This window comes from Collinsella aerofaciens, from assembly GCF_039062365.1.
Classification (GTDB): Bacteria; Actinomycetota; Coriobacteriia; order Coriobacteriales; family Coriobacteriaceae; genus Collinsella.
Genome location: NZ_JBCJBI010000005.1, coordinates 64,183 through 85,309, shown reverse-complemented (window position 1 = coordinate 85,309; position 21,127 = coordinate 64,183). Strand labels below are relative to the sequence as shown.

16 protein-coding genes are annotated in these 21,127 nt (G+C 61.3%); 14 read left to right on the top strand and 2 right to left on the bottom strand.

The annotated features are described in order from the left end of the window. Position 1: 1 nt before the first annotated feature. Together ABCN01_RS04140 and ABCN01_RS04135 are read left to right on the top strand one after the other, a co-directional pair. Positions 2-2,668, top strand: a complete 2,667-nt coding sequence (locus tag ABCN01_RS04140; protein ID WP_342996708.1) for an ABC transporter permease — start codon at positions 2-4, stop codon at positions 2,666-2,668. Between the two features lie 207 nt (positions 2,669-2,875). Continuing rightward, entirely contained in the window at positions 2,876-4,081 is a 1,206-nt protein-coding gene (locus tag ABCN01_RS04135) for a DUF362 domain-containing protein (protein ID WP_342996707.1), read from the top strand. Between the two features lie 164 nt (positions 4,082-4,245). Here ABCN01_RS04135 and ABCN01_RS04130 read toward each other — a convergent pair whose 3' ends face one another. After that, entirely contained in the window at positions 4,246-5,211 is a 966-nt protein-coding gene (locus ABCN01_RS04130) for an alpha/beta hydrolase (RefSeq protein ID WP_342996706.1), read from the bottom strand. Positions 5,212-5,397: 186 nt separating this feature from the next. Between ABCN01_RS04130 and trhA the strand changes: the two genes are divergently transcribed. From trhA to ABCN01_RS04090, 8 genes are all read left to right on the top strand, one after another. Beyond that, positions 5,398-6,081, top strand: coding sequence for a PAQR family membrane homeostasis protein TrhA (trhA, locus tag ABCN01_RS04125; RefSeq protein ID WP_172676303.1), 684 nt, complete (start codon positions 5,398-5,400; stop codon positions 6,079-6,081). 108 nt (positions 6,082-6,189) lie between these two features. Then, entirely contained in the window at positions 6,190-7,563 is a 1,374-nt protein-coding gene (locus ABCN01_RS04120; RefSeq protein ID WP_342996705.1) for a hemolysin family protein, read from the top strand. A gap of 24 nt (positions 7,564-7,587) precedes the next feature. Then, positions 7,588-8,421 carry a cyanophycin synthetase family protein gene (locus ABCN01_RS04115; protein WP_342996704.1) on the top strand — a complete coding sequence of 278 codons (834 nt, stop codon included), beginning with the start codon at positions 7,588-7,590 and terminating at the stop codon, positions 8,419-8,421. A 136-nt stretch (positions 8,422-8,557) separates the two neighbouring features. Further along, on the top strand, positions 8,558-8,947 hold the full coding sequence (locus ABCN01_RS04110; protein WP_342996703.1) for a YtxH domain-containing protein: 390 nt from the start codon (positions 8,558-8,560) through the stop codon (positions 8,945-8,947). Continuing rightward, positions 8,947-9,702, top strand: a complete 756-nt coding sequence (locus ABCN01_RS04105) for a PRC-barrel domain-containing protein (protein ID WP_342996702.1) — start codon at positions 8,947-8,949, stop codon at positions 9,700-9,702. Before ABCN01_RS04110 ends, ABCN01_RS04105 begins: the two co-directional genes overlap by 1 nt. A 72-nt stretch (positions 9,703-9,774) precedes the next feature. Beyond that, complete coding sequence (locus ABCN01_RS04100; RefSeq protein ID WP_342996701.1) at positions 9,775-11,181, top strand: polysaccharide deacetylase family protein; 1,407 nt, start codon at positions 9,775-9,777, stop codon at positions 11,179-11,181. Positions 11,182-11,512: 331 nt separating this feature from the next. Then, positions 11,513-13,357 (top strand): magnesium transporter, encoded by a 1,845-nt coding sequence (locus ABCN01_RS04095; protein ID WP_117758587.1) that lies wholly within the window; start codon positions 11,513-11,515, stop codon positions 13,355-13,357. A gap of 74 nt (positions 13,358-13,431) precedes the next feature. Continuing rightward, entirely contained in the window at positions 13,432-14,628 is a 1,197-nt protein-coding gene (locus tag ABCN01_RS04090; protein WP_006235731.1) for an Nramp family divalent metal transporter, read from the top strand. 544 nt (positions 14,629-15,172) lie between these two features. Here ABCN01_RS04090 and ABCN01_RS04085 read toward each other — a convergent pair. Then, complete coding sequence (locus ABCN01_RS04085; protein ID WP_342996700.1) at positions 15,173-17,389, bottom strand: acyltransferase family protein; 2,217 nt, start codon at positions 17,387-17,389, stop codon at positions 15,173-15,175. A 187-nt stretch (positions 17,390-17,576) separates the two neighbouring features. Between ABCN01_RS04085 and ABCN01_RS04080 the strand changes: the two genes are divergently transcribed. From ABCN01_RS04080 to ABCN01_RS04065, 4 genes are all read left to right on the top strand, one after another. Continuing rightward, positions 17,577-18,539 carry a ribokinase gene (locus tag ABCN01_RS04080; protein ID WP_342996699.1) on the top strand — a complete coding sequence of 321 codons (963 nt, stop codon included), beginning with the start codon at positions 17,577-17,579 and terminating at the stop codon, positions 18,537-18,539. 30 nt (positions 18,540-18,569) lie between these two features. Next, positions 18,570-19,544, top strand: coding sequence for a nucleoside hydrolase (locus tag ABCN01_RS04075; protein WP_342996698.1), 975 nt, complete (start codon positions 18,570-18,572; stop codon positions 19,542-19,544). Positions 19,545-19,646: 102 nt separating this feature from the next. Beyond that, a complete protein-coding gene (locus ABCN01_RS04070; protein WP_195521906.1) occupies positions 19,647-20,135 on the top strand; it encodes an S-ribosylhomocysteine lyase in 489 nt (162 codons plus the stop codon). A gap of 144 nt (positions 20,136-20,279) precedes the next feature. Continuing rightward, positions 20,280-20,924 carry a DUF4867 family protein gene (locus ABCN01_RS04065; protein ID WP_342996697.1) on the top strand — a complete coding sequence of 215 codons (645 nt, stop codon included), beginning with the start codon at positions 20,280-20,282 and terminating at the stop codon, positions 20,922-20,924. The last annotated feature ends 203 nt before the right edge of the window (positions 20,925-21,127 follow it).

Sequence of the window (21,127 nt, the reverse complement as noted above, 5' to 3'; positions counted from 1 at the left end):
CATGACACCTCTCGCAAAACGTCTCCCGCGCGAGCTGCGCCGCAATATCGGTAAGTACCTGGGCATCTTTTTGCTTATGTGCGGAAGCATTGCCCTTACATCGGGCTTTTTGCTTGCGGCGCATTCCATCGGCTGCCTTATCGACGACATGCGCGATGCGTACACGATTGAGGACGGCCGCGTGACCACCTCCTTCGAGGCCACCAAAGACCAGCTCAAGGCAGCCGAGGACGCGGCAGACGACGTCGGCGGCGTCACGCTCTACAAGAATTTCTCCATCGACGCCATCAGCAAAAAGGTGTCCGGCGACGACGGCACCAAGCGCACGCTGCGCACCTATGCGCACCGCACCAAGGTCGATATCGCGTCCTACTGTGAGGGCAGGGAACCCAAGGCGGACGACGAGGTGGCCATCGATCGAGTTTTTGCCACCAACAACGACCTCGCCGTGGGCGATAAGGTCGAGCTTGAGGGCCGCACCTACACCATCTGCGGCATCATGACCCAGCCCGATAGCCAGGCGCTGTTCCTCAACAATTCGGACTTTACGGTGAACACCATCACCTATGGCGTGGCCGAGGTCAGCGACGCCGGCTTTGCCGCGCTCGAGGACGCCGGCGGCGCACCCGCCTACACCTATTCCTTTACCTTTACCGATCGCGATCTCTCCACTGCAGACCGCATCGATGCCGAGCAGGATATGGTCGAGGCGCTGACCGATGCCGATGCACGCGTGGATGACCTCATCGACGCCGATTCCAACCAGGGCATTGGCTATGCGCGCGATGACGTGGACGGCGACTCCATGATGTGGATGACGCTGCTCGATATCATCATCGTGATCATGGCGTTCGTCTTTGTGGTCCTTACCGACGCCACCATCGAGGAGGAGAGCGCCATCATCGGCACGCTGCTCGCCAGCGGCTATCGTCGACGCGAGATCGTGCTGCACTACCTTGCGCTTCCCGCCATCGTGGGCGTGGTCGCGGCGCTTTTGGGCACTGCGCTCGGCGTCGTGTTCTTTACCGAGCCCATGCGCAGCCTCTATTACGGCTCGTACAGCCTGCCGCCCTTCCAGGTGTACTGGAGCTGGGAGATCTTTGTGAAGTGCGCCGTGGTTCCCGCCGCCGCGCTCGTCCTCATCACGCTGGTGGGTCTGCTTCGCAAGATGGGCAAGACGCCGTTGCAGTTCCTTCGTCACGAGTCGAGCGGCAAATCGGGCACCAAGCGCGGCCTGCGGCTGCCGGAGCGCATGGGCTTTGTCTCGCGCTTCCGCTTGCGTATCTTCCTGCGCAATCTGGGCAACTTCGCCACACTCTTCGTGGGCATTGCATTTGCGTCGCTACTGCTGCTCTTTGGCCTGGCGATTCTGCCCACGATGACGCACTATGCGGACAACCTCGAGACAAGCCTGGTCGCCGAGCACCAGTACACGCTCAAGGCGCCGTTGGAGCTCGAGGGCACTGCCGAGGAGCGTGAACAGTGGTCGGCACTCGAGCGCTTGCAATCGGTTGACGGCGCGCTGCTTTCCGCCGCCCAAGATGCCGATGACGAACTCGACGACGCGGCCGATGCGGCGCAGACGGCAGCCGCCGCCGCGACCGCATCTCCGTCTTCCGATAGCCTGGCCGCGGCGCAGGACGCGCTTGCCAAGGTCCAGGACAAGAAGGATGCGCTCTACGCGCGCCTTGACGATGTTGCCGATGCCCTCGGCTGCGACCGCGATGAGGCCATCGGCCTGATCGACAAGGCCTCTAAGGTCGACACTGACAACGACGATATCCACCCGGTCAATACGACCGGCAACGGCGCGAGCACAATCGCACAGGCCGAGAAATATGCCGTTTACCAGCTGCAATGCGACCGCGGCGATGGAAATGGCGAGGAGACGATTTCCGTCTACGGCATTTCATCCGATTCGCGCTATTGGAAAGGCCTCAACGTCGGCGACGGACACGTCGTCTTTGGCGGCGGCCTGCTCGACAAGTTTGGCTGGAGCGAGGGGCAGAAGGTCACGTTCCACGACAAGTATGAGGGCAAGAATTATTCCTTTGAGTACGTGGGCAAGGACTGTGCCTGGGGCTCCAAGTCGGACATGAATATCTATATGAGTATCGAAGACTTTAACGAGCTGTTCGACAACGACGCCGCCTACTTTAACGGCTATGTGAGCGACGAGAAGCTCGACCTCGACGCGCGCTACTTTGCCGGCGACACCACGCCCGACGACATGCGCGCCGTGGGCGACCAGTTCATCGGCATGATGAGCAAAATGATCGGCATGATGGTCGGGCTCGCGGTGTTTATCTTCCTGCTGTTTATGTACCTGCTGACCAAGGCTGTGATCGACCACAGCGCCCGTTCGATTAGCTACATGAAGGTCTTTGGCTATCGCGATGGCGAGATCTCGCATCTGTACATCCGCTCGATCACGCTGTGCGTGGTGGCGTCGCTCGTGCTGAGCCTGCCGGTCATTATTGGCTCGCTCACGGCCATCTTCCGCTCGATGTTGCTCGCCTACAACGGCAATATCGAGATCTACGTGCCCGCTTGGTCCATGGCGGCGTGCGCAGGAATCGGCTTTGCGACCTACCTGGTCGTGGCACTGCTGCACACGCGCTCCATCAAGCGCGTCAGTTTGGCCGAAGCCCTCAAAGTGCAGGAGTAGCCATCGGGGACAGTCCTTGCCATTCGTCGGCTCGCCGGCCGGGCTGGCAAGGACTGTCTCCAACTGCCGGGCGGCGAAAGAGTGTCCCTTGCGACTAGTCATTTAAGAACGTTCCCAATGACTAGGTGCCGTACTTGACTTTAACTCTGCTTTAACTGGTACCATCCTCTATGTCTGTAACGCCATATAGACAGAGGGGATATATCTATGACCGCAACTGCACCCGCAGCACCCGCTAAGGTGTACTTCACCAACCTGCGCACGCATGCTCGCGAGAGCCAGCTCGACAAGCTCAAGCGCCTCATCCGTCACGCCGGTATCGAGCAGATCGACTTTGAGAACAAGTTCGTCGCCATCAAGATTCACTTTGGCGAGCTGGGCAACCTGAGCTTTCTGCGCCCCAACTACGCCCGCGCCGTCGCGGATGTCGTGAAGGAGCTGGGTGGCAAGCCCTTCCTCACCGACTGCAACACGCTCTATGTCGGTAGCCGCAAAAACGCGCTCGAGCACATCGATACCGCCTACCAGAACGGCTTTACCCCGTATGCCACGGGTTGCCAGATCATCATTGCCGACGGCCTCAAAGGCACCGACGAGGCGCTCGTCCCGGTCGAGGGCGGCGAGTACGTGCACGAGGCCAAGATCGGTCAGGCGCTCATGGATGCCGATATCGTGATCAGCCTCACCCACTTTAAGGGCCATGAGCAGGCCGGTTTTGGCGGCGCCATGAAGAACCTGGGCATGGGAGGCGGCAGCCGTGCCGGCAAGATGGAGCAGCATGCCGCCGGCAAGCCGAACGTCGCGCCCGAGCACTGCGTTGGCTGCCGTGCCTGCGAAAAGATCTGCGCGCACAACGCCATCTCGTTTGACGATACTCGCGAGCGCGAGCTTGCTAACGGCAACACTCGCACGGTGCACGTGGCTGCCATCGACCACGATCGCTGCGTGGGCTGCGGACGCTGCATTGCGGCATGCAACCAGGACTGCATCAAGCCCGGCTATGAGGCCGCGGCCGACGTGCTCAACTGCAAGATCGCCGAGTACACCAAGGCCGTTGTCCAGGATCGCCCGAGCTTCCACATTTCGCTCGCTATGGATATCAGCCCCAACTGCGATTGCCATCCCGAAAACGACACGCCTATCGTCAACGATATCGGCATGTTCGCGAGCTTCGACCCGGTCGCCATCGACCAGGCCTGCGCCGATGCCGTCATGGCATCCGAGCCGCTGCCCAACACCGAGCTCACCGACAGCGCGGCCAAGATGGAGCATAACCACGAGCATCTGGAGGGCGAGCAGGCCAAGGATCCCTTCTGCATCACGCATCCCGACACCGACTGGCGCGCGTGCATCGCGCACGCCGAAAAGATCGGCCTGGGCACGAGCAAGTACGAGCTCATCGAGGTCAAGTAGCGCCTAGCTATTGGACAAAACAAGCGCCTTTGTAGCGTTAGTTGAGCAAAAGCCGCCCACGAGCACAACGCTTGCGGGCGGCTTTTCAGAAGTGCGGTGAAAAATCGAATACCGCCGACTACAAACCGATTTTTGGCAACAAAACCCCAGACGTTGCTTTTTGCCTAAAAATTCTTGTCGAGGAAGTTGTCGACCGTATTCCAGTAGAGTTCGGGGTCGACCTGCGCGCTCTTGGCGTGGGTGGCGCCATGGATAGTGAGCTTTTGCTTGACCTTGCTGGCGCACGCGTCGTAGTTTTGGTCGAGCATGCTGTACGGTACAAAGGTGTCCTGGTCGCCGTGGATAAACAGCATGGGAACCGTCGCGTGTTTGAGTTGCTCCACACTGCTCGCTTTATGAAAGTCGTAGCCCGCGCGCACGTTGCACACCAAGTTGGCTACATCGAGCAAGGGAAAGCTGGGCAGGCCGAACACGTCCTTGAGCTGCAGAGAAAACTCGTCCCAAACACTTGTATAACCGCAGTCCTCGATAATGCATTCCACGTTTGCGGGCAGAGATTCCCCCGCGACGTTCATGGCAGTTGCCGCACCCATCGACTCGCCAAAGACCAGGATGCGCGCCTCGGGGTCAGCCTGAACGATTCGCTCGATCCATGCGACGACATCGAGCCGCTCGGGCCAGCCCATGCCGATATAGTCGCCGCCGGAGCGCTCGTGGGCGCGTGCGGCGGGTGCGAGTACGTTCATGCCGCGGTCGTGGAATCGCTTGACGTATCGGGCCATACCGATGGGCTCGTTGGTATATCCATGCAGGCAGACGGCGTAGTCGTGCGTGCTCTCTGACGCAGCAAAATACCAGGCGGCAAGCTCGGTCCCGTCGTCCGCAGTGAGGCTGCTGCTCTCGCGGTTCTCTTTAAACCATGCCCGCGCCTCGGTATCCTCGGCATCCGGCTGCTCACCTTCTTTGTCGTTCTTGCTATCCTGCATCATCTTCATGGTGTATGGCGCGCGGGGATTCAGCGCGAAGTCAAACAGGAAGTTGCCGGCAAATCCGAGCAGCGCAACGACAACCACCAGTGCAACGACGCCGGCTATCTTGAGCTTTCGATGGGAACGTGCGTTTTGAGACATAAGAAGCTTTCCTATAAGATGTTAATACATCAACATTTAATGCAAGCGCATTATGGACGTTTGCCGTTGATGCGTCAACAAGCAAAGAATGGGTAAACAAGGGGTCACGTATGGTGCAAATTTCGCACGTACCCAGACGCTTTGATATAGTGTTGAGAACTCTTTACGTTGGAGGATGTAACCGGCATGTCCGATTCGAGCGACAGTTCTAAGCCGCGACCCAAGACCGCGGCCGTTCCACACTACACGGTGGGTGAGGAGATCATGAACTCCGTCACCCATGGTGTCGGCTGCCTGCTGGGTATCGCGGGCCTGGTGCTCCTGATCGTATTCGCCGCCCTGCGCGGCGGAGGCCCGGCCCACATGGCCGCGGCAATTGTCTATGGCGTCAGCATTATCCTCGAATACCTAGCCTCCACGCTCTACCACGCGATTCAGCCCGCGCGCGCCAAGCGCGTGTTTCGCATCATCGATCACAGCTGCATCTACCTGCTCATAGCCGGCAGCTATACGCCGTTTTGCCTCATCACGCTCGCAAACGACGGCGGCGCTGTGCTGTTCTTTGCCGTATGGGCCATCGCCATCATCGGCATCGCCCTCGAGTGCTTCCTGCGCGAGCGCCAGCCGCATTGGGTAAGCGGCCTGGTCTATCTGCTGATGGGCTGGCTCGTTGTCTTTAAGCTGCCCGAACTTGTGGCGCTGCTCAACCCCGTGGCACTTGCCCTGCTCGCCGTCGGCGGCGTGTGCTACACCGCGGGCGTGCCGTTCTATATCGCCAAAAACGTGCGCTATCTTCACAGCGTGTTTCACCTGTGGGTACTCGCCGGCAGCATCTTCCAGTTCATGGCGGTGATCCTCTTCGTAATCTAGCGACCACGCCAGCGCCCGTGCCCCCGCTCGGTCGCCAGTGCAATTGCCGTATCCGCCACCAACGTTATAATCCGACGTCCCGAATCTTGGAGGTTCGAGAAACTCCCGATGGACATAACCATCTCCCTTATCACCACCCTCGTTTTGACCCTCATCAACGGCTACTTCTCTATGTCAGAGATGGCGCTCACCACGGCCAAGCGCGCCGTGCTGGAGCACGAGGCCGAGGAAGGCGACAAGCGCGCCGAGCATGCCATTAAGCTGGCTGCCGACTCCGACCAGCTGCTCGCCACCATCCAGGTCGCCATCACGCTCGTGGGCTTCGCCTCGTCCGCCGTCGCCTCGACGAGCCTGTCCGACCCGCTCGCCACGTGGCTCATGAGCTTTGGCATCGCGCCGCTCTCCGCCATCGCACGCGGCCTGGCGCCGGTCATCATCACCGTCGCGGTCGCCTTCGTGTCCATCGTGATCGGCGAGCTCGTCCCCAAGCGCATCGGCCTGGCCAATGCCGAGGGCGTGTCCAAGCAGGTCGTGGGCCCGCTTTCCGTGTTCCAGAAGATTGCCCGCCCGCTCGTGTGGCTGACTGGCGCTTGCTCCGATGGCCTGGCCCGTATTCTGCGCATCAAGAGTGCCGACGACCGTCAGAACGTCTCGGAAGAAGAGATCAAGTACATGGTCTCGGAGCAGGACGACCTGCTCGACGAGGAAAAGCGCATGATCCACGAGATCTTCGACCTGGGCGACACCGTTGCCCGCGAGGTCATGGTGCCGCGCGTGGACACCACCATGTGCGAGGACGACGAGACGGTCGCCGACGTGCTGTCCACCATGCGCCAGACCGGCTTTAGTCGCATCCCCGTCTATCACGAGGATCCCGACAACGTCGCCGGCATCGCGCACATCAAGGACCTGATTCAGCCCGCGCTCGACGGCAAGGGCGACCAGCCCATCGCCGACTTTTTGCGCGACGCCACCTTTGTGCCCGACACCAAGGACATCCTGCCGCTGCTGTCCGAGATGCAGACCTCGCACGACCAGATCGTGGTGGTCGTGGACGAGTACGGCGGCACGGCCGGCATCATCACCATCGAGGACATCGTCGAGGAGATCGTCGGCGAGATCGAGGACGAGTTCGACCCCGACAACAAGTATCTCACGCGCCTTTCGCGCCGCGAGTGGCTCGTTGATGGGCGTTTTTCGTGCGATGACGCGATTGAGCTTGGTTGGCCGCTCGAGGAAAGCGATGATTATGAGACCATCGCCGGCTGGATTTTGGAGCTTTGCGACTCGGTGCCCGACATCGGAGAGGTGTTTGAGGTCGCGGGGTACAAGTTTAAAGTGCAGTCGATGCGTGGCCAGCGCATCTCGCTCATTCGCGTGATCGCTCCGGCCGAAACCGATAAGAAGGATTCCGAGTCTTCGGTAGACGAGCCGACGACGCCGAGTGCGGGTTCCGCGAATCCGCACGACGGCGACGAGTAGGACAAGGAAGAGTAGGGGAGAGTTATGGCAGGCCTGTTCAACATCCTTAAGGTCACCGTCAGCGAGGACAAGATCTGCGCGCATGTGCTGGTGAACCCCGGCATGCCGCTCATGACCTCGGAGGACATCGAGGCCACGGCGCGCGTGTACTACCTGGTGCCCGCTATTGCCAAGCACCTGTGCCTGGGCGATTCCGGCCGCGAGTTCCAGGACTGCATGGGCCAGACCGAGCTCTGCCACCTGCTGGAGCATGTGACGGTCGAGCTCATGAACGAGACCGGTCTTGCCGGTAGCATCTCGTGCGGCCGCACGCGCGTAAGCGAGCACGACGAGCGCGTCTTTGAGGTTGAGCTTTCGTGCCCCGACGACGCGCTGGCCATCGGCGCGCTGTCTTCGGCCACCTTTATGATGGACTGGGCCTATCTGCACGCCGACCAGCCTGCCCCCGACGTGGAAGGCACGGTCGCAGGCCTGCGCAACCTGGTGCTGGGCATGCGCGCCGAGGCCGAGGGCAAGGATCCTCACGAGGCCGTCGCCGCTGCGAACGGCGAAGATGCTGCCGAGGACGAGGGCGCTGACGAGGGCGATGTGCCGGTCGACTCCGAGCCCGTTGCCGATGCGACCGCCGAGCCTGTTCCCACCGAGCCCCAGGGCGTCCCCAACTTTGACGACGAGCCCCAGGTGGCGATTGATACCGAGGGCGCGGTTGTTGAGAACCACGAGGCCTCCGCTGCCGTCTTTGGCGGTGCGGCGACGGTTCCGGCAGGGCCTGCGCATGAGGGCGGCCTGCCGCTCGTGGACGGCGCCGGCGAGGACCCGGGTGCCACGGTGGCCATGCCGGCTATGCCCCAGGAGTAGGCCTACGCGTTTATCACCATCACGTACCTGCGCCTTTGCCGTACGCAGATGAGCGGAGCGGCAAGTGATGCGCTGCGGGTATAATGGACAGCATTCAAACGGTGGGCACCGACGTGCCCGCAGGAGAGGAATGATCATGGGTAAGACTTTCAGCTTTGTCTCCGGCGCACTTTTTGGTGCCGCTGCCGGCGCTATTGTCGGCGTTGCTCTGGCCCCGCGCTCGGGCGCCGAGACCCGCGCCATGGCTGCCGATATCGCCAACGACGCCTGGGACAATATGCGCGACACCTACGAGCACAGCGCCGAGGAGGCCCGTGCTGCGGTGAATGACTTTGGCCCGATGGTCGACGCCAAGACCGACGACCTGCGCGCCAAGGTCGACCTGGCCCGCGAGCGCATGGACCAGCTGCGCGAGCAGCTCAACGACGCCATTTCGGGCGGCAACGTGACGCCTGCCGTCGACGTCGTGGTCGAGAACGCCGTCGAGGCTGATACCGAGGCTGCGGAGCCCTCGACCGAGGCATAATGCGCGCCGGGGATTTTGTCGGCGCCAAGATCTATCGCAAGCCTACCGAGGATAAGCGCACCAAAAAGGACGGCACGCCGCGCAGCCCTAAAAAGCTCGGAAAGATTCACTTTCCGGTCTTTACCCCGGGCGGTACGCGCGTGGTCGGCTTTATGGTCCGCCAGTCCGATATCGCTGGCATGATCGAGCGTCCCGACCGATTCGTAGCGCTCGACGCCATTGGTGTCTACGAGGGCGCCATTGCGGTCGATGACGTCAAGGGCACCTACGATGCCGCTGCGGCCAAGCGTCTCGACATCAATCTGGATGATTGCATCATCTGGGTTGGTATGGACGTGCGCACGGAATCGGGCGACGTCGTGGGCTATTGCTCGGACGTTGAGTTCAAGCCACGCTCGGGCATCGTGCAGGCATTCTATGTGACCGCCGGTGCTGCTTCGAGTGTTTTGGTCGGTGACACGCAGGTGCCGCCGACGATGCTGCGCGGCTACGAGAACGGCGCGATGGTCGTCTCGGACGAGGTCAAGTCGCTCGGGTATTCGGGCGGTGCGGCTGCCAAGGCCGCCGAGGCCAGCGTCGTGGTGGGCGACAAGGTCAAAAAGGGCGCCAAGGTGCTCGACGACAAGGGATCGGTTGCCGTGGACAAGGGCAGCCGCGCACTGGGCAAGCAGCTCGGCAAGACGCGCGGCATGTTCAAGGCCTTTAAGGACGAATACCAAAAGGCGAGCGGAGGCTCGTCAAAAGCTACAAAATAGCGACGTACCAAATGATGGGAGGCAAGCCGGAGACCTGTTGCTCCGGCTTGCTGTGTTTATGGGGGAGGGCATATGCGCCAAAACGGATCCAACTTAAACGGGCGTTCGGGTGCGCGTCCGACGGCGCGCCGCGACCTGGGGCAGCTGCCCAGCGGTCAGCGCAAGCGTCACCGTAAGCCCGGCGCGATGTATCTCAACCATAGCCGCGGCTTTAGCGACCGCAGCGCTCGCATCGGCAACAGCCGCACACCCCGTCGTTCGTCTCGCCTGCCCTATGCGCTCATCGCCGTGGGTTGCGCACTCGTGCTGTTTATCGCTGCCGTCGTGGGCTACGTCAACCGCAGCGTGGATGTGGAACTCAACGGGCAAAAGACCGCGGTGCGCGTGGGCTCTACGTTGCAGAATCTTATCGACGATCAAAGCCTGACCGAAACGTACGACGCCGGCGATCTGCTGGCCGTCGACGACAGCGTGCTCAAGCGCCATGGCGGCGAAAAGCTGTCGGTGAAGGTCGACGGCAAGCGCGTGAAGCAGGGCAAATGGGATAGCCGCGAACTTGAGGGTGGCGAGAAGGTGACGGTCAAGGATGGCCGTAACATCTACGAGAAGCACGAGGTTCAGGCTACGGTTAACGAGCCCAAGCTCAAGGTCGAAGGCACGGGCGCTATCGAGTATGTGCAGACGTGGGGTGTCCAGGGCCGCTCCGAGGTGTGGGTTGGTGAGCAGTCGGGCAAGACGCAAGACCGCGGCGAGGTTGTGCCCGCCACCGATTGCGTCGTTGCGTGCGCCAGCGTGGCGCCCAAGGGCAACAAAAAGTACGTGGCGCTGACGTTTGACGAGGGTCCGAGCGGCGCCACCAAACAGATCTTGCAGGTGCTCAAGGAAAAGGGCGTCACCGCGACGTTCTTCCTTTCGGGCGATGCGGCCGAGGCCTCGCCTGCCACGGCCAAGGCGATTGTCGATGCCGGGTGCGAGATCGGATCCAACAGCTACAGCGACGATTCGCTCAAGGGCCAGGACCGTGAGGCGGTACGCGAACAGATCACGAAAGGCACCGATGCGATTAAGTCGGCGACCGGCGTGAAGACGATGCTACTGCGTGCTCCCTACGCTGCCTTTGACGAGCAAAACTGGATTGATGCGATGGACCTGGTCTCCGCCGTGGTCTCGTGGAATATCGACTCGGGCGACTGGCTGCTCAACGGTGCCGACGAGCAAGTCTCGACGGTGCTCGATTCGGTGACGCCGGGCAATATCGTGCTGCTCACCGATAGAGACGAATGCGCTGAGCAGACACTCGAGGCGCTGCCGCAAATTATCGACGGCCTCATTGCCGACGGCTACAAGATCGTGACGCTCAGCGACCTGGTCAAGACGGACACGTCGCTGAGCAAAAAGCTCACCTCGCTGACGAAGGTCACCATGCCCAAGGACGCCGTGTTCCCCCAGCTTGCCGAGGACGACGACACCACGGAGTAGTCATTGGGTAGTCATTTAAGAACGTCCCCAATGACTATGTCACGGATGCGTCAGTGTTTGGTATGCCTGCAATGTGCAGCGCATAAATTCGATGCCGCAGGGCGATGCTGATGCTATAGTTACTGCGGTTAATGAGGGTCAAGAGAAAGGTTACAGGTGAAATCCAAACCTCGACCATACAGTCGATGACCCCATGCAGGTGCTTTTTGCGCATGCACGGGGTGTAAGCGTCGAGCGGCGTGCCGCCCGCGCATGCGTATACATATCCAGAAGCCCACGGAGCGTGCGCCATCACGGCCGCAGCCCGAAGGAATAATGATGGGGAGCACCATTGAATTATCTGAGTGAGATGCTCAAATTGCCGGTCTTGGACGTCGATGGCGAAAAGCTCGGCGTTGTGAACGATTTTGGCATTGCTACCGGCGAAGTTTTTCCACACGTGACGTCGCTCGCGTTCCGCGGCCCCGGCAAGACGCCGTTTATGATCAGCTGGCGCAAATGGGTCGACCGTATCGACGAGACGGGTGTACACCTTAAGACGTCGGCCACCGAAATCCGTTTTTCGTACCTGCAGCCGACCGAACTCCTGCTCGCCCGCGACGTGCTCAACAAGCAGATCGTCGACACGCAGGGCATGAAGGTCGTGCGCGTAAACGACATCAAGTTTTCCATGTCGGGCGAAAACCAGCTGCGCCTGCTGGGCGCCGAGGTCGGTGCCCGTGGTCTGCTACGCGCCATCAGCCCCGCGCTCGAGCATATCGTCGAAGGCTTTATGAAGCACCTGGGCAAGCCGCTCAGTGAGGACATCATCGCTTGGTCCTACATGGACCTGCTCGACCGCTCGACCAAGAACATTCAACTCTCGGTGTCGCACAAGACGCTTGGCGAGCTGCACCCTGCCGACATTGCCGACATCATCGAGCAGCTCGACCCGCGCCTGCGTGCGCAGGTGTTTGCGCAGCTCGATACTGCCCAGGCCGCCGAGGCCATCTCGGAGTTCGATGACGACGAGCTTATGACCGAGATGCTCGAGGGCCTGTCCGATACCGACGCATCGTCGATGCTGGCCATGATGGACCCGGACGACGCTGCCGACCTGATCGACGAACTCGATTATGAGAAGGCCGAGAAGCTCCTGCGCCTGATGGGCGTCAAGGAGGAGAAGGCGATTCGTAATCTGCTGGGCTACGAGGACAACACCGCCGGCCGCATCATGACCTCGGAGTTTGTCTCGCTGCCCGCCACGGCGACGGTCGGCGACGCCATCGAGGCGATTCGCAAGCTCGACGAGGACTTCGAGAGCGTCTACTACGTCTATACCGAGGATCCGAGCGGCATGCTCACCGGCGTGCTTTCGCTGCGCACGCTGATCGTAGCCGACCGCGACGCCACGCTGGGTCAGCTGGCCTATCGCGACCTGGTCTATGTGTCGCCCGACGAGGACCAGGAAGACGTGACGGACGAGATGACCAAGTACGACCTGGTTGCCATCCCTGTCTGCGACGAGAACCGTCATATCCTGGGTATCGTAACCTTCGACGACGCCATGGACGTTATCGCCGAGGAGCACCAGGAGGACCTGCAGATCGCCGGTGTCGGCTCGGGCGATAGCGCGTCGGACGACTCGACGAACGTGCTCAGCTGGTTTGTGCATCGCCAGTACTGGGTTGTCGTGTGGGGCATTGCCTCGTGCATCATGGCAACGGTGCTGGGGACGGCGCTCGGCTCCGCGCATCTGGTGGTGTTCCCCATGTGCGCCATGCCACTCGTGCTGCTGGCGGCCTCGCGCATGGTGTCGTTCGTCAAGAACTACTTCCTGGAGTATGACGGTCACGACGACGAGCCCAAGCCGTATCTGGGGTTCTTCTTCCAGAGCACGGGCATGGGCCTGATTCTGTCACTCGTGACCTACCTGTGCGCCCAGCTGGTGCGCACCGCTGCGTTCCCCGATGCACCCATGTTTGAGGAGCAACTCTTTACGGGGTGCTTTAATATCGCTGCCATCATTTGCCTGGTTGGCAACATGAGCGCCGTGATTTACCTGATGGTGCTGTTCTGGCGTGACGAGCATGACCTCAACACGTCGGGCACTGCCATGAACGTTATTGCCGTCATGATCTCGTGCGTAGCGTACTGCGCCGCTGCGGTGCTGCTCACCATGTCGGTCATGGGTTAGGTGGTCGCGTGCAAAATACCAAGCAAAAGTCGGGCACCAAGCAAAAGTTGACCATCGCGGCCATCTTTGGCGCTATGGGTCCCGGCCTGCTGGCGGCGCTTTCGGGCAATGACGCCGGCGGCATTGCAACGTATTCCAGCGCGGGCGCCAGCTATGGCTACAAGATGCTCTGGATGCTTCCCGTCATGACTGTGCTGCTCATCGTGACGCAGGAGACCGCGGCGCGCTGCGGCTGCGTCACGGGCAAGGGCTTGGCATCGCTCATTCGCGAGCGCTTTGGCGTGCGCAAGAGTGTACTTGCTATGGCGGCGCTGTTGATCGCCAACACGGCTGTGACCATTTCGGAGTTTGCGGGCATCGCCAGCGGCCTTGCCCTCTTTGGCGTGCCGGCGAGCATCTCGGTGCCGTTGGTGGCGCTGCTGGTGTGGATGCTTACCATGTCGGGTAGTTTCCAGCGCATCGAGAAGATTTTGCTGCTGGTGAGCTGCGTGTTCGTGACCTATATCGTCGCTGCATTTATGGCTGGCCCCAACTGGGGTGAGGTCGCGGTCGACTTGGTCGTGCCTAACATTCAAAATGACCCCAGCTACGTGTCGCTCGTGGTCGCAACGATCGGTACCACCATCGCGCCGTGGATGATTTTCTTGGCGCAGAACAACGTGGTCGATAAGAACGCGGGCGAGGACGATATCGTGCTGCAGCGCATCGATACCGTGAGCGGCTCGCTTGCCGCCGATGTCATTGCCGGCTTTATTATCATCACGACCGGTACGGTGTTGTTCCCGGCGGGTATTCAGATTAGCGATGCTGCCGATGCCGCCCGCGCGTTGGAGCCTATTGCGGGTCAGTGGTCCACGGTACTGTTTGCCTCGGGCCTGGTCGCGGCGAGCTTCTTGGCTGCCTGTGTGCTGCCGGGCGTTACGTCGAGCGCTATCTGCGAGGCATTTGGCTGGGAGCGCGGTGCCGACCGCAGCTGGGACGAGGCCCCGGTCTATCGCGGCATCATTACGGCCATCATCGGTATCTCTGCCGTGCTGGTGCTTATGCCCGGCGTCGATCTGTTCCAGATTATGATGACCTCGCAGGTCATCAATGGCGTGCTACTGCCCGTGGTTCTGGTGTTCCAGGTGGTTATTGCCGCTGACCGTCACATTATGGGTGCCAACCGCAACGGCCGCGTGTGGAATGTGCTCACTTGGGCGACTATCGGTGTGATTACGGTGCTCACGGTCGTCATGTTTGTTCTGCAGGCGATGGGCTACAGCGCTTAACGCCCACTTTTGCTTCCGAACAGGCCCCAGCGATGGGCTGCGGCCTGTTTTTTGTCTGCTATAGGGTGTTAGTTATATAGCAATGGACAAAAAATGCCAAATATGAGTACTGTTGCTAAGTGAATAGCATTTACATCCTAAAAGATAATGAACATAGCCTTTAGTATGTTCATTAAAATTGGCTCCAATACGCCTTAAACCAGTCAGGTTGGCTGCTTTAGGGGGTTGTAGGGGTCGCTCGGACGTCATTTTGGGTGGTTTTGCCTGCTACTAAAATGGTAACAGTACTCATATTTGCCCTTTTTTGCCCACAGACCTTTGAGGGTGCGGCGAAAAGGGCTTGTTTTGATTGTTTGGGGCAGGCACGAGGCGCGGAAACGATGTCTGGAGCGACGGAGCGGCCTGGAATTCATCCGTAGAGGTCTTCATTGGCTGCGCCAGGAGTGTCCCTAGGTACCGGCACATAAGGAACGTCCCTAACTGCCGGAGGGGGCGTCTGCCACGGCAGACGCCCCCTCCGGATGTGGGAAGTTTGCGCTGCAGGTTACTTGTCGGTGCCCAACTTGTGCGGCTTGAGAGCGAGCGCATTGACGAGCGCGTCGGTGGCAGACTTGACGGCTGCCGGCTGCGGATCGTTGACGTGATCCTCGGGGTGTACGGGCAGGTCCTTCTTGACGGCATCGTGGATCAAGTTGAGGTACTCAGTCACGCCAGTGGTCGATAGGTGCGTGCCATCGCCATCGAACAGGTCGTTGCGGTTGGCACTGTATCCGTGCCAATCGATAACGCGCACGTTCTTGTAGCGCGTAGCGGCGTTGGCGATGGCCTGGTTGGTAGAGCCAACCCACGGCTGCGGGCTGCGCGTGTTCACAAACACCACAATACGCTTATCTCCTGCATCGGCCATGATGGCGTCGATCTGGTCGTCGGTTACCAAGCCGTTGGTGCCCAGGGCAAAGACCACGATCTTGCCGGCAAGGTTCTGCTGGATATAGCCCTCAAATGTCGCGCGCCCCGCATCAAACTGGCGGCCCTTTTCGGCATCGATATGGCTGTGCGGGAACACGCCGTCAAAGGTGTCTACGGCACGCAGCGACACGGAGTCGCCGATCATAAGCAGATCGTAGGAGCCATCGGGGAAGCCGTCGTTGTCCTTGTCGGTGTCGTCGGCCGCCTGCTGGTCGGTGGGCGCGGTGTTCTTGGCTTCCTTGTTCAGAACTTCGGCGCCCTCGCCGCTCAGCGCAGACGTCTCGGGCACAAAGATCAGGCCGCCCAGTGCAACGACCAACACGACAGCGCAGGCTGCGCAGACAGGGATGTGCGTGCGTGCCCAGTTGGCGGGCGTGGTGGTGCCATCGCGGAATTCGGCGACGGTGCGCCCAAAGGCGCCCTTCCTAAACGGAGTCTCGATAAAGCGATAGCAGCACTCTGCCACGGCGACCACCAACAACACCTGCAAAATGTACTGCCACCACGGCGTATCGTTGATGTTGGCGACCGGGTTCATGAGGAGCAGCAGCGGATAGTGCCACAGGTAGATGCTGTAGGAGCGCTTGCCAACCCACACGAGTGGCTCGGCGGATAGCGCGCGGGCAACCATTCCCTGGGGCTGCACGCAGGCCGCGATGACCATGAGCGTGAGGATCGAGCACAGCAGCGTGCCTCCGCGATACTGGAAGGCGGTGTAGCCGTTGGTGAGCGCGACCATGGCGGCAAGGCCAACCAGACCCACGACGCCCAACACATCGATGGATGCGGGCGAGGACCAAAAACGCACGAGGGCGCTCGGCTGTGCCGGGGCGGTCTCGGCTGCTTCGTCGGCCTTCTCGCCAGGTTTGCCCTCGGCGTTCTTGCCGTGCTTGGCGGCGCCAGCCAGGCGATTGAGCCCCAAACGATGAGCGAGACGCACCGGCGCCAGGTCGCGATCGGGGATAAAGGCCATCCAGGCACCCAGCAGCAGCGAGAACACGCGGGTGTCGGTGCCGTAGTACACGCGGCTGGGGTCGGCGGCAGGGTTGTAAAGCACCATCATGGCGAGGGCAGATACCGCGGCAAGGCCCAGAACCACGCGGCGCGTGTTGGGCTTGCTCACATGCATGGATACCATGGCAAACAGCAGCGGCGGCCAAATCAGGTAGAACTGTTCCTCGATGGCAAGCGACCAAAAGTGCGTGAGCGGTGAGGGGTCGCCCAGAGCATTGAAGTACGAGACGTTTTGAGCAATCTGCCACCAGTTGTTAAAGAACAGCAGCGACGGCAAGATGTCGGGGCGCATCTTGGTGAGCATCACGTGGTTGAAGACGGTGCACAGCGCGCAGGTCACCACCACGACGGTTACCACGGCGGGGACCAGGCGACGGATGCGGCGAATCCAGAAGCTCTTGAGGTCGATGCGGCCGGTCTTAGCGACTTCGTTGAGCAGCAAGCGCGTGATCAGATAGCCCGAAAGCACAAAGAAGATCGTGACGCCGAGCAGACCGCCCTGCGCCCACGTGAGGTTAAGGTGATAGAGCACCACCGCGACGACGGCGAGCGTACGCAGGCCGTCAAGGGCAGGGATGTAGCGGGATTTAGGGCGAGCAGGCGTCTGCTCCGCGGCGGGAGTGTTGGCGCGGCCCGCGTTGTTGGCAGAAGCACGATGGGGGCTCACGGTGCGTCGCGGTTCGTTGGCACGGCGTTCGCCCTTCACGCGTTCGTGCGGCGCCGGCTCGTTGCCCGTGCGGCGTCGACCGCGCGAGCCCGATTGCGAGAGTTGTTCCATAAAACATCATCCAATGACGAGAATAATCAGCACGCCTTCATTGTAGCTGCCTGCTCCTGTGAATGCTTGCTGCTGGCGCAAGCTCAAGCGCGCGTCCACATCAAAGTGAACTAAAGTTATAGGGGGTGCGAGAGTGCACAATCGATGGTCGACGGTGGGCACAAAGCCTAAAGACGAGGAGGTTTCCATGGCGGATCACAGCATCGTTGCGGTGTTCGGCAGCATGAACATGGACCTTTCGGTGGCGTGCGAGCGCATGCCGCGCGCGGGCGAGACCGTCGGCGGCAGCGGTTTTATCACCAACGCCGGTGGCAAGGGCGCTAACCAGGCCGTCGCCGCCGCGCGCATGGGTGCGCGCACGCATATGATCGGCGCGGTCGGCTGTGACGCATTTGGCATGTCGCTCGTGGCGGGGCTCCAAGATACTGGCGTGAACTGTGACTTTGTGGCGCGTCGCGATGATGTGGAGACGGGAACGGCGACCATCATTCGCTGTGAGGGCGACAACCGCATCGTGCTGTCGCCGGGAGCCAATCATGCGCTTACGGGCGAGGACGTTGCCCGCGCGCTGAGGCGTCTGGTGGCCGATGAGCTCGACGGCGACGCCAGCAAGATTGCCCCGGCTGCCGGAAGCGTCTTTATCGCCCAGGGCGAATGTGACCTTGTGGCGACTGCCGATGCGCTTTTTTGCGCTCACGAGCTGGGGTTCTATACGGTCTTTAATCCAGCGCCCGCCTGCGAGTTGCCTGCGGAGGTCTGGCCTGCGGTCGACCTGGTCTGCCCCAACGAGACCGAGTGCCAGGTTCTGACGGGCATTCTGCCCACGGATGATGTGAGTTGCGTCGCCGCGCTCAATGCGCTGCTCGACAAGGGCGCCGGCGCCGCGGTCATCACGCTGGGCGGTGCCGGCTCGGTTACGCTCGGCGATGGCGGTGAGCTGCTGCGCATGCCGGCACTTTCGAGTGCGGTAGTCGATACCACGGCCGCCGGCGATACGTTTATCGGCGCGTTGGCGGCGGCTCGCCTAGAGGGCTTGCCGCTCTTTGAGTGCATGGCCGCGGGTGCTCGCGCTTCGGCAGTGACGGTGTCGCGCCTGGGCGCTCAGCAATCGATTCCCACGCGCGCCGAAGTTGAACATTGGTTTGGTTAAACGATAAAGACGGAGAAGCGGAGTAGAACAATGGCAATCAAGAAGCTGATCCTTGATCTGGATATGGGAGTGGACGATGCGATGGCGCTGGCCTATGCCATCGCGAGCCCCGAGGTGGAGCTCGTGGGCATCACCACGTGCTTTGGCAACGTGCGCGTCGAGCAATCGGCGCACAATTGCCTGGCGGTGCTCGATCTGCTGGGTCGCCCCGAGGTTCCGGTGTACCTGGGTGCCGACCGTCCTCTGCAGGCGACTGAGCCCTATACGCCGCCGGCGTCCACCGCGCTCATTCACGGCAAGAACGGCATCGGCGGCGCGAGCGTGCCCGCGTCGCCCTACGAGCCGGTGGGGGCGACCTCGGCCGACGGCAACGCTGCGGTCGATTATCTGATCGATGCCGCGCGCACCTATGGTCCCGATCTGGTCTACGTAGCGACTGGCCCGCTCTCCAACCTGGCGCTCGCCCTGGAGCGCGATGCGGCGGCGATGATGTCCATCGGCCGCGTGGTCGTGATGGGCGGCGCCCTTACCGTGCCCGGTAACGTGAGCGCGGGCGCCGAGGCCAACATGGCGAGCGACCCCGAGGCAGCCGACGCGGTGCTGCGCTCGGGCCGTAAGCTCACCATGGTGGGTCTGGACGTGACGCATCGCGTGGTGCTCACACGCCGCGACATTGCCGGCTGGACGGGCTCGGGCACCATGGCGGGCTGCGCATTTGCGAGCATGGTCGAGCACTACATTGGCTCGTACGAGATGAACGCACCCTACCTGGGTGGTTGTGCGCTGCACGATCCGCTGGCCGTTGCCGTGGCGATCGACCCCACGCTCGTAGGTGCGCTCGGCTGCAACCTGCGTGTTGATCTGCTGGGCGAGTACCGCGGTCGCACCATCTGCGATGAGCGCCGCCTGTCCGATCCGGACAAGAGCACGCTTGTGGCACTGACCGTGGATGCTCCGCGCTTCCTCGTGGAGTTTAAGGCACGCATGGCCCGCGTCTTGGGCTAAGTTGTCTTTTTGGGACGGGGCTTTTTTGACTGGTATGATTGGTGCGACCATTCGAACCAGCTAAAAGAGCCCGTCCCAAATTGACTACCGAGAGGATCTGCCATGGAGCGCATTGCGAGCTTTTCCGTTGACCATCTGCTGCTTGAGCCCGGCGTGTATGTGAGCCGCATCGACCGCGATCCGGCGACCGGCGCCGCCGTCACCACCTTTGACCTGCGCCTGACCACGCCCAACAAGGAGCCGGTCATGAACACGGCCGAGTGCCACACCATCGAGCACCTGGGCGCGACGTTCCTTCGCAATCATGCCGAGTGGTCGGGCCGCATTGTCTACTTTGGCCCCATGGGCTGCCGCACGGGCTTTTACCTCGTCGTATTTGGCGAGGTGACGAGCGAGGAGATCCTGCCGCTCGTGCGTGAGCTGTTCGAGTTTGTCGCCGACTTTGAGGGCGATGTCCCCGGTGCCGCTCCCGAGGAGTGCGGCAACTACCTGGACCAGAACCTTCCCATGGCCAACTGGCTTGCGCGCCGCTACCTCGACCGCGACCTGGCCGATATCGACGAGAAGCACCTGCACTATCAGCAGGCATAAGGGCTTTATCGTCCAAAACGCGCGCATTGGGCGCCTTCGCTTATGCGGGGGCGCCTTTTTGTTGATTGGTCGGGGCGAGCGTTCAAAATCGCTCATGTTTGTTCTAGAATGTTCGTATAGTCACATTTACGAACAGGAGTGAACATGCATATCTACTCTGTCAACGATCCCGAGTTCAAATCCTATGGCAACGTTTGGGATAACGTTTCGTCCGAGCTCACGTCGCCCGTGCTCGAGGCGCTCTCTGCCACGCCCATTCCCGAGGGCAGCAAGTACGTAGCAAGTGCGCCGGAGCTCGAGGGCGCCAAGGATGCCGATAAGTTGGGCTTTCTCATGTTTGGTGGCCGTCCCTTCCAGCTCGGCTGGTGCAACGGCCACAACACGCGTCTCAACTGCCTGGAGTACCACCGCGCGAGTGAGTTCAACCTGGGCGCGCGCGACTTTATCCTGCTCGTGGCGCATCGCTGGGAGATCGAGGACGGCGAGCTCGATACCGCGTGCGTCAAGGCGTTCCGCGTGCCGGCGGGCAAGGTTGTCGAGGTTTTCAACACCACGCTCCACTACACGCCGTGCATGGTCGACGACGGTGGCTTCCAGGTGATGGTGGCGCTTCCCGCCGGCACCAACGGTCCGCGCCCCGAGGCTGCGGCCGACATGCCTGCCACCGGTGACAGCTACTGCTACTGGAAGGCCGACAAGTGGGTTCTCTGCCATGCTGACAGCCCCAAGGCTGCCGAGGGCGGCTACGTAGGCCTCATCGGCAAGAACCTCGACATCACCGTGGACTAGCGCATCGCCCCAAACCACCACAAAGGTGCCTGTCCCCTTTGCGGTGGTTTGGGGCGGGCGGATATCGGGAAGTGCCAGACGGGGGAGGCTGCCGGGCGCCTTGCCGTCTGCGGATTTTGGGACATGCGGCCCGCTTTTTCGACCCATCTGTCGGTACACTAAAAGCACTATGGGTACCCGCGAGCGACATATCGGCCACGCGG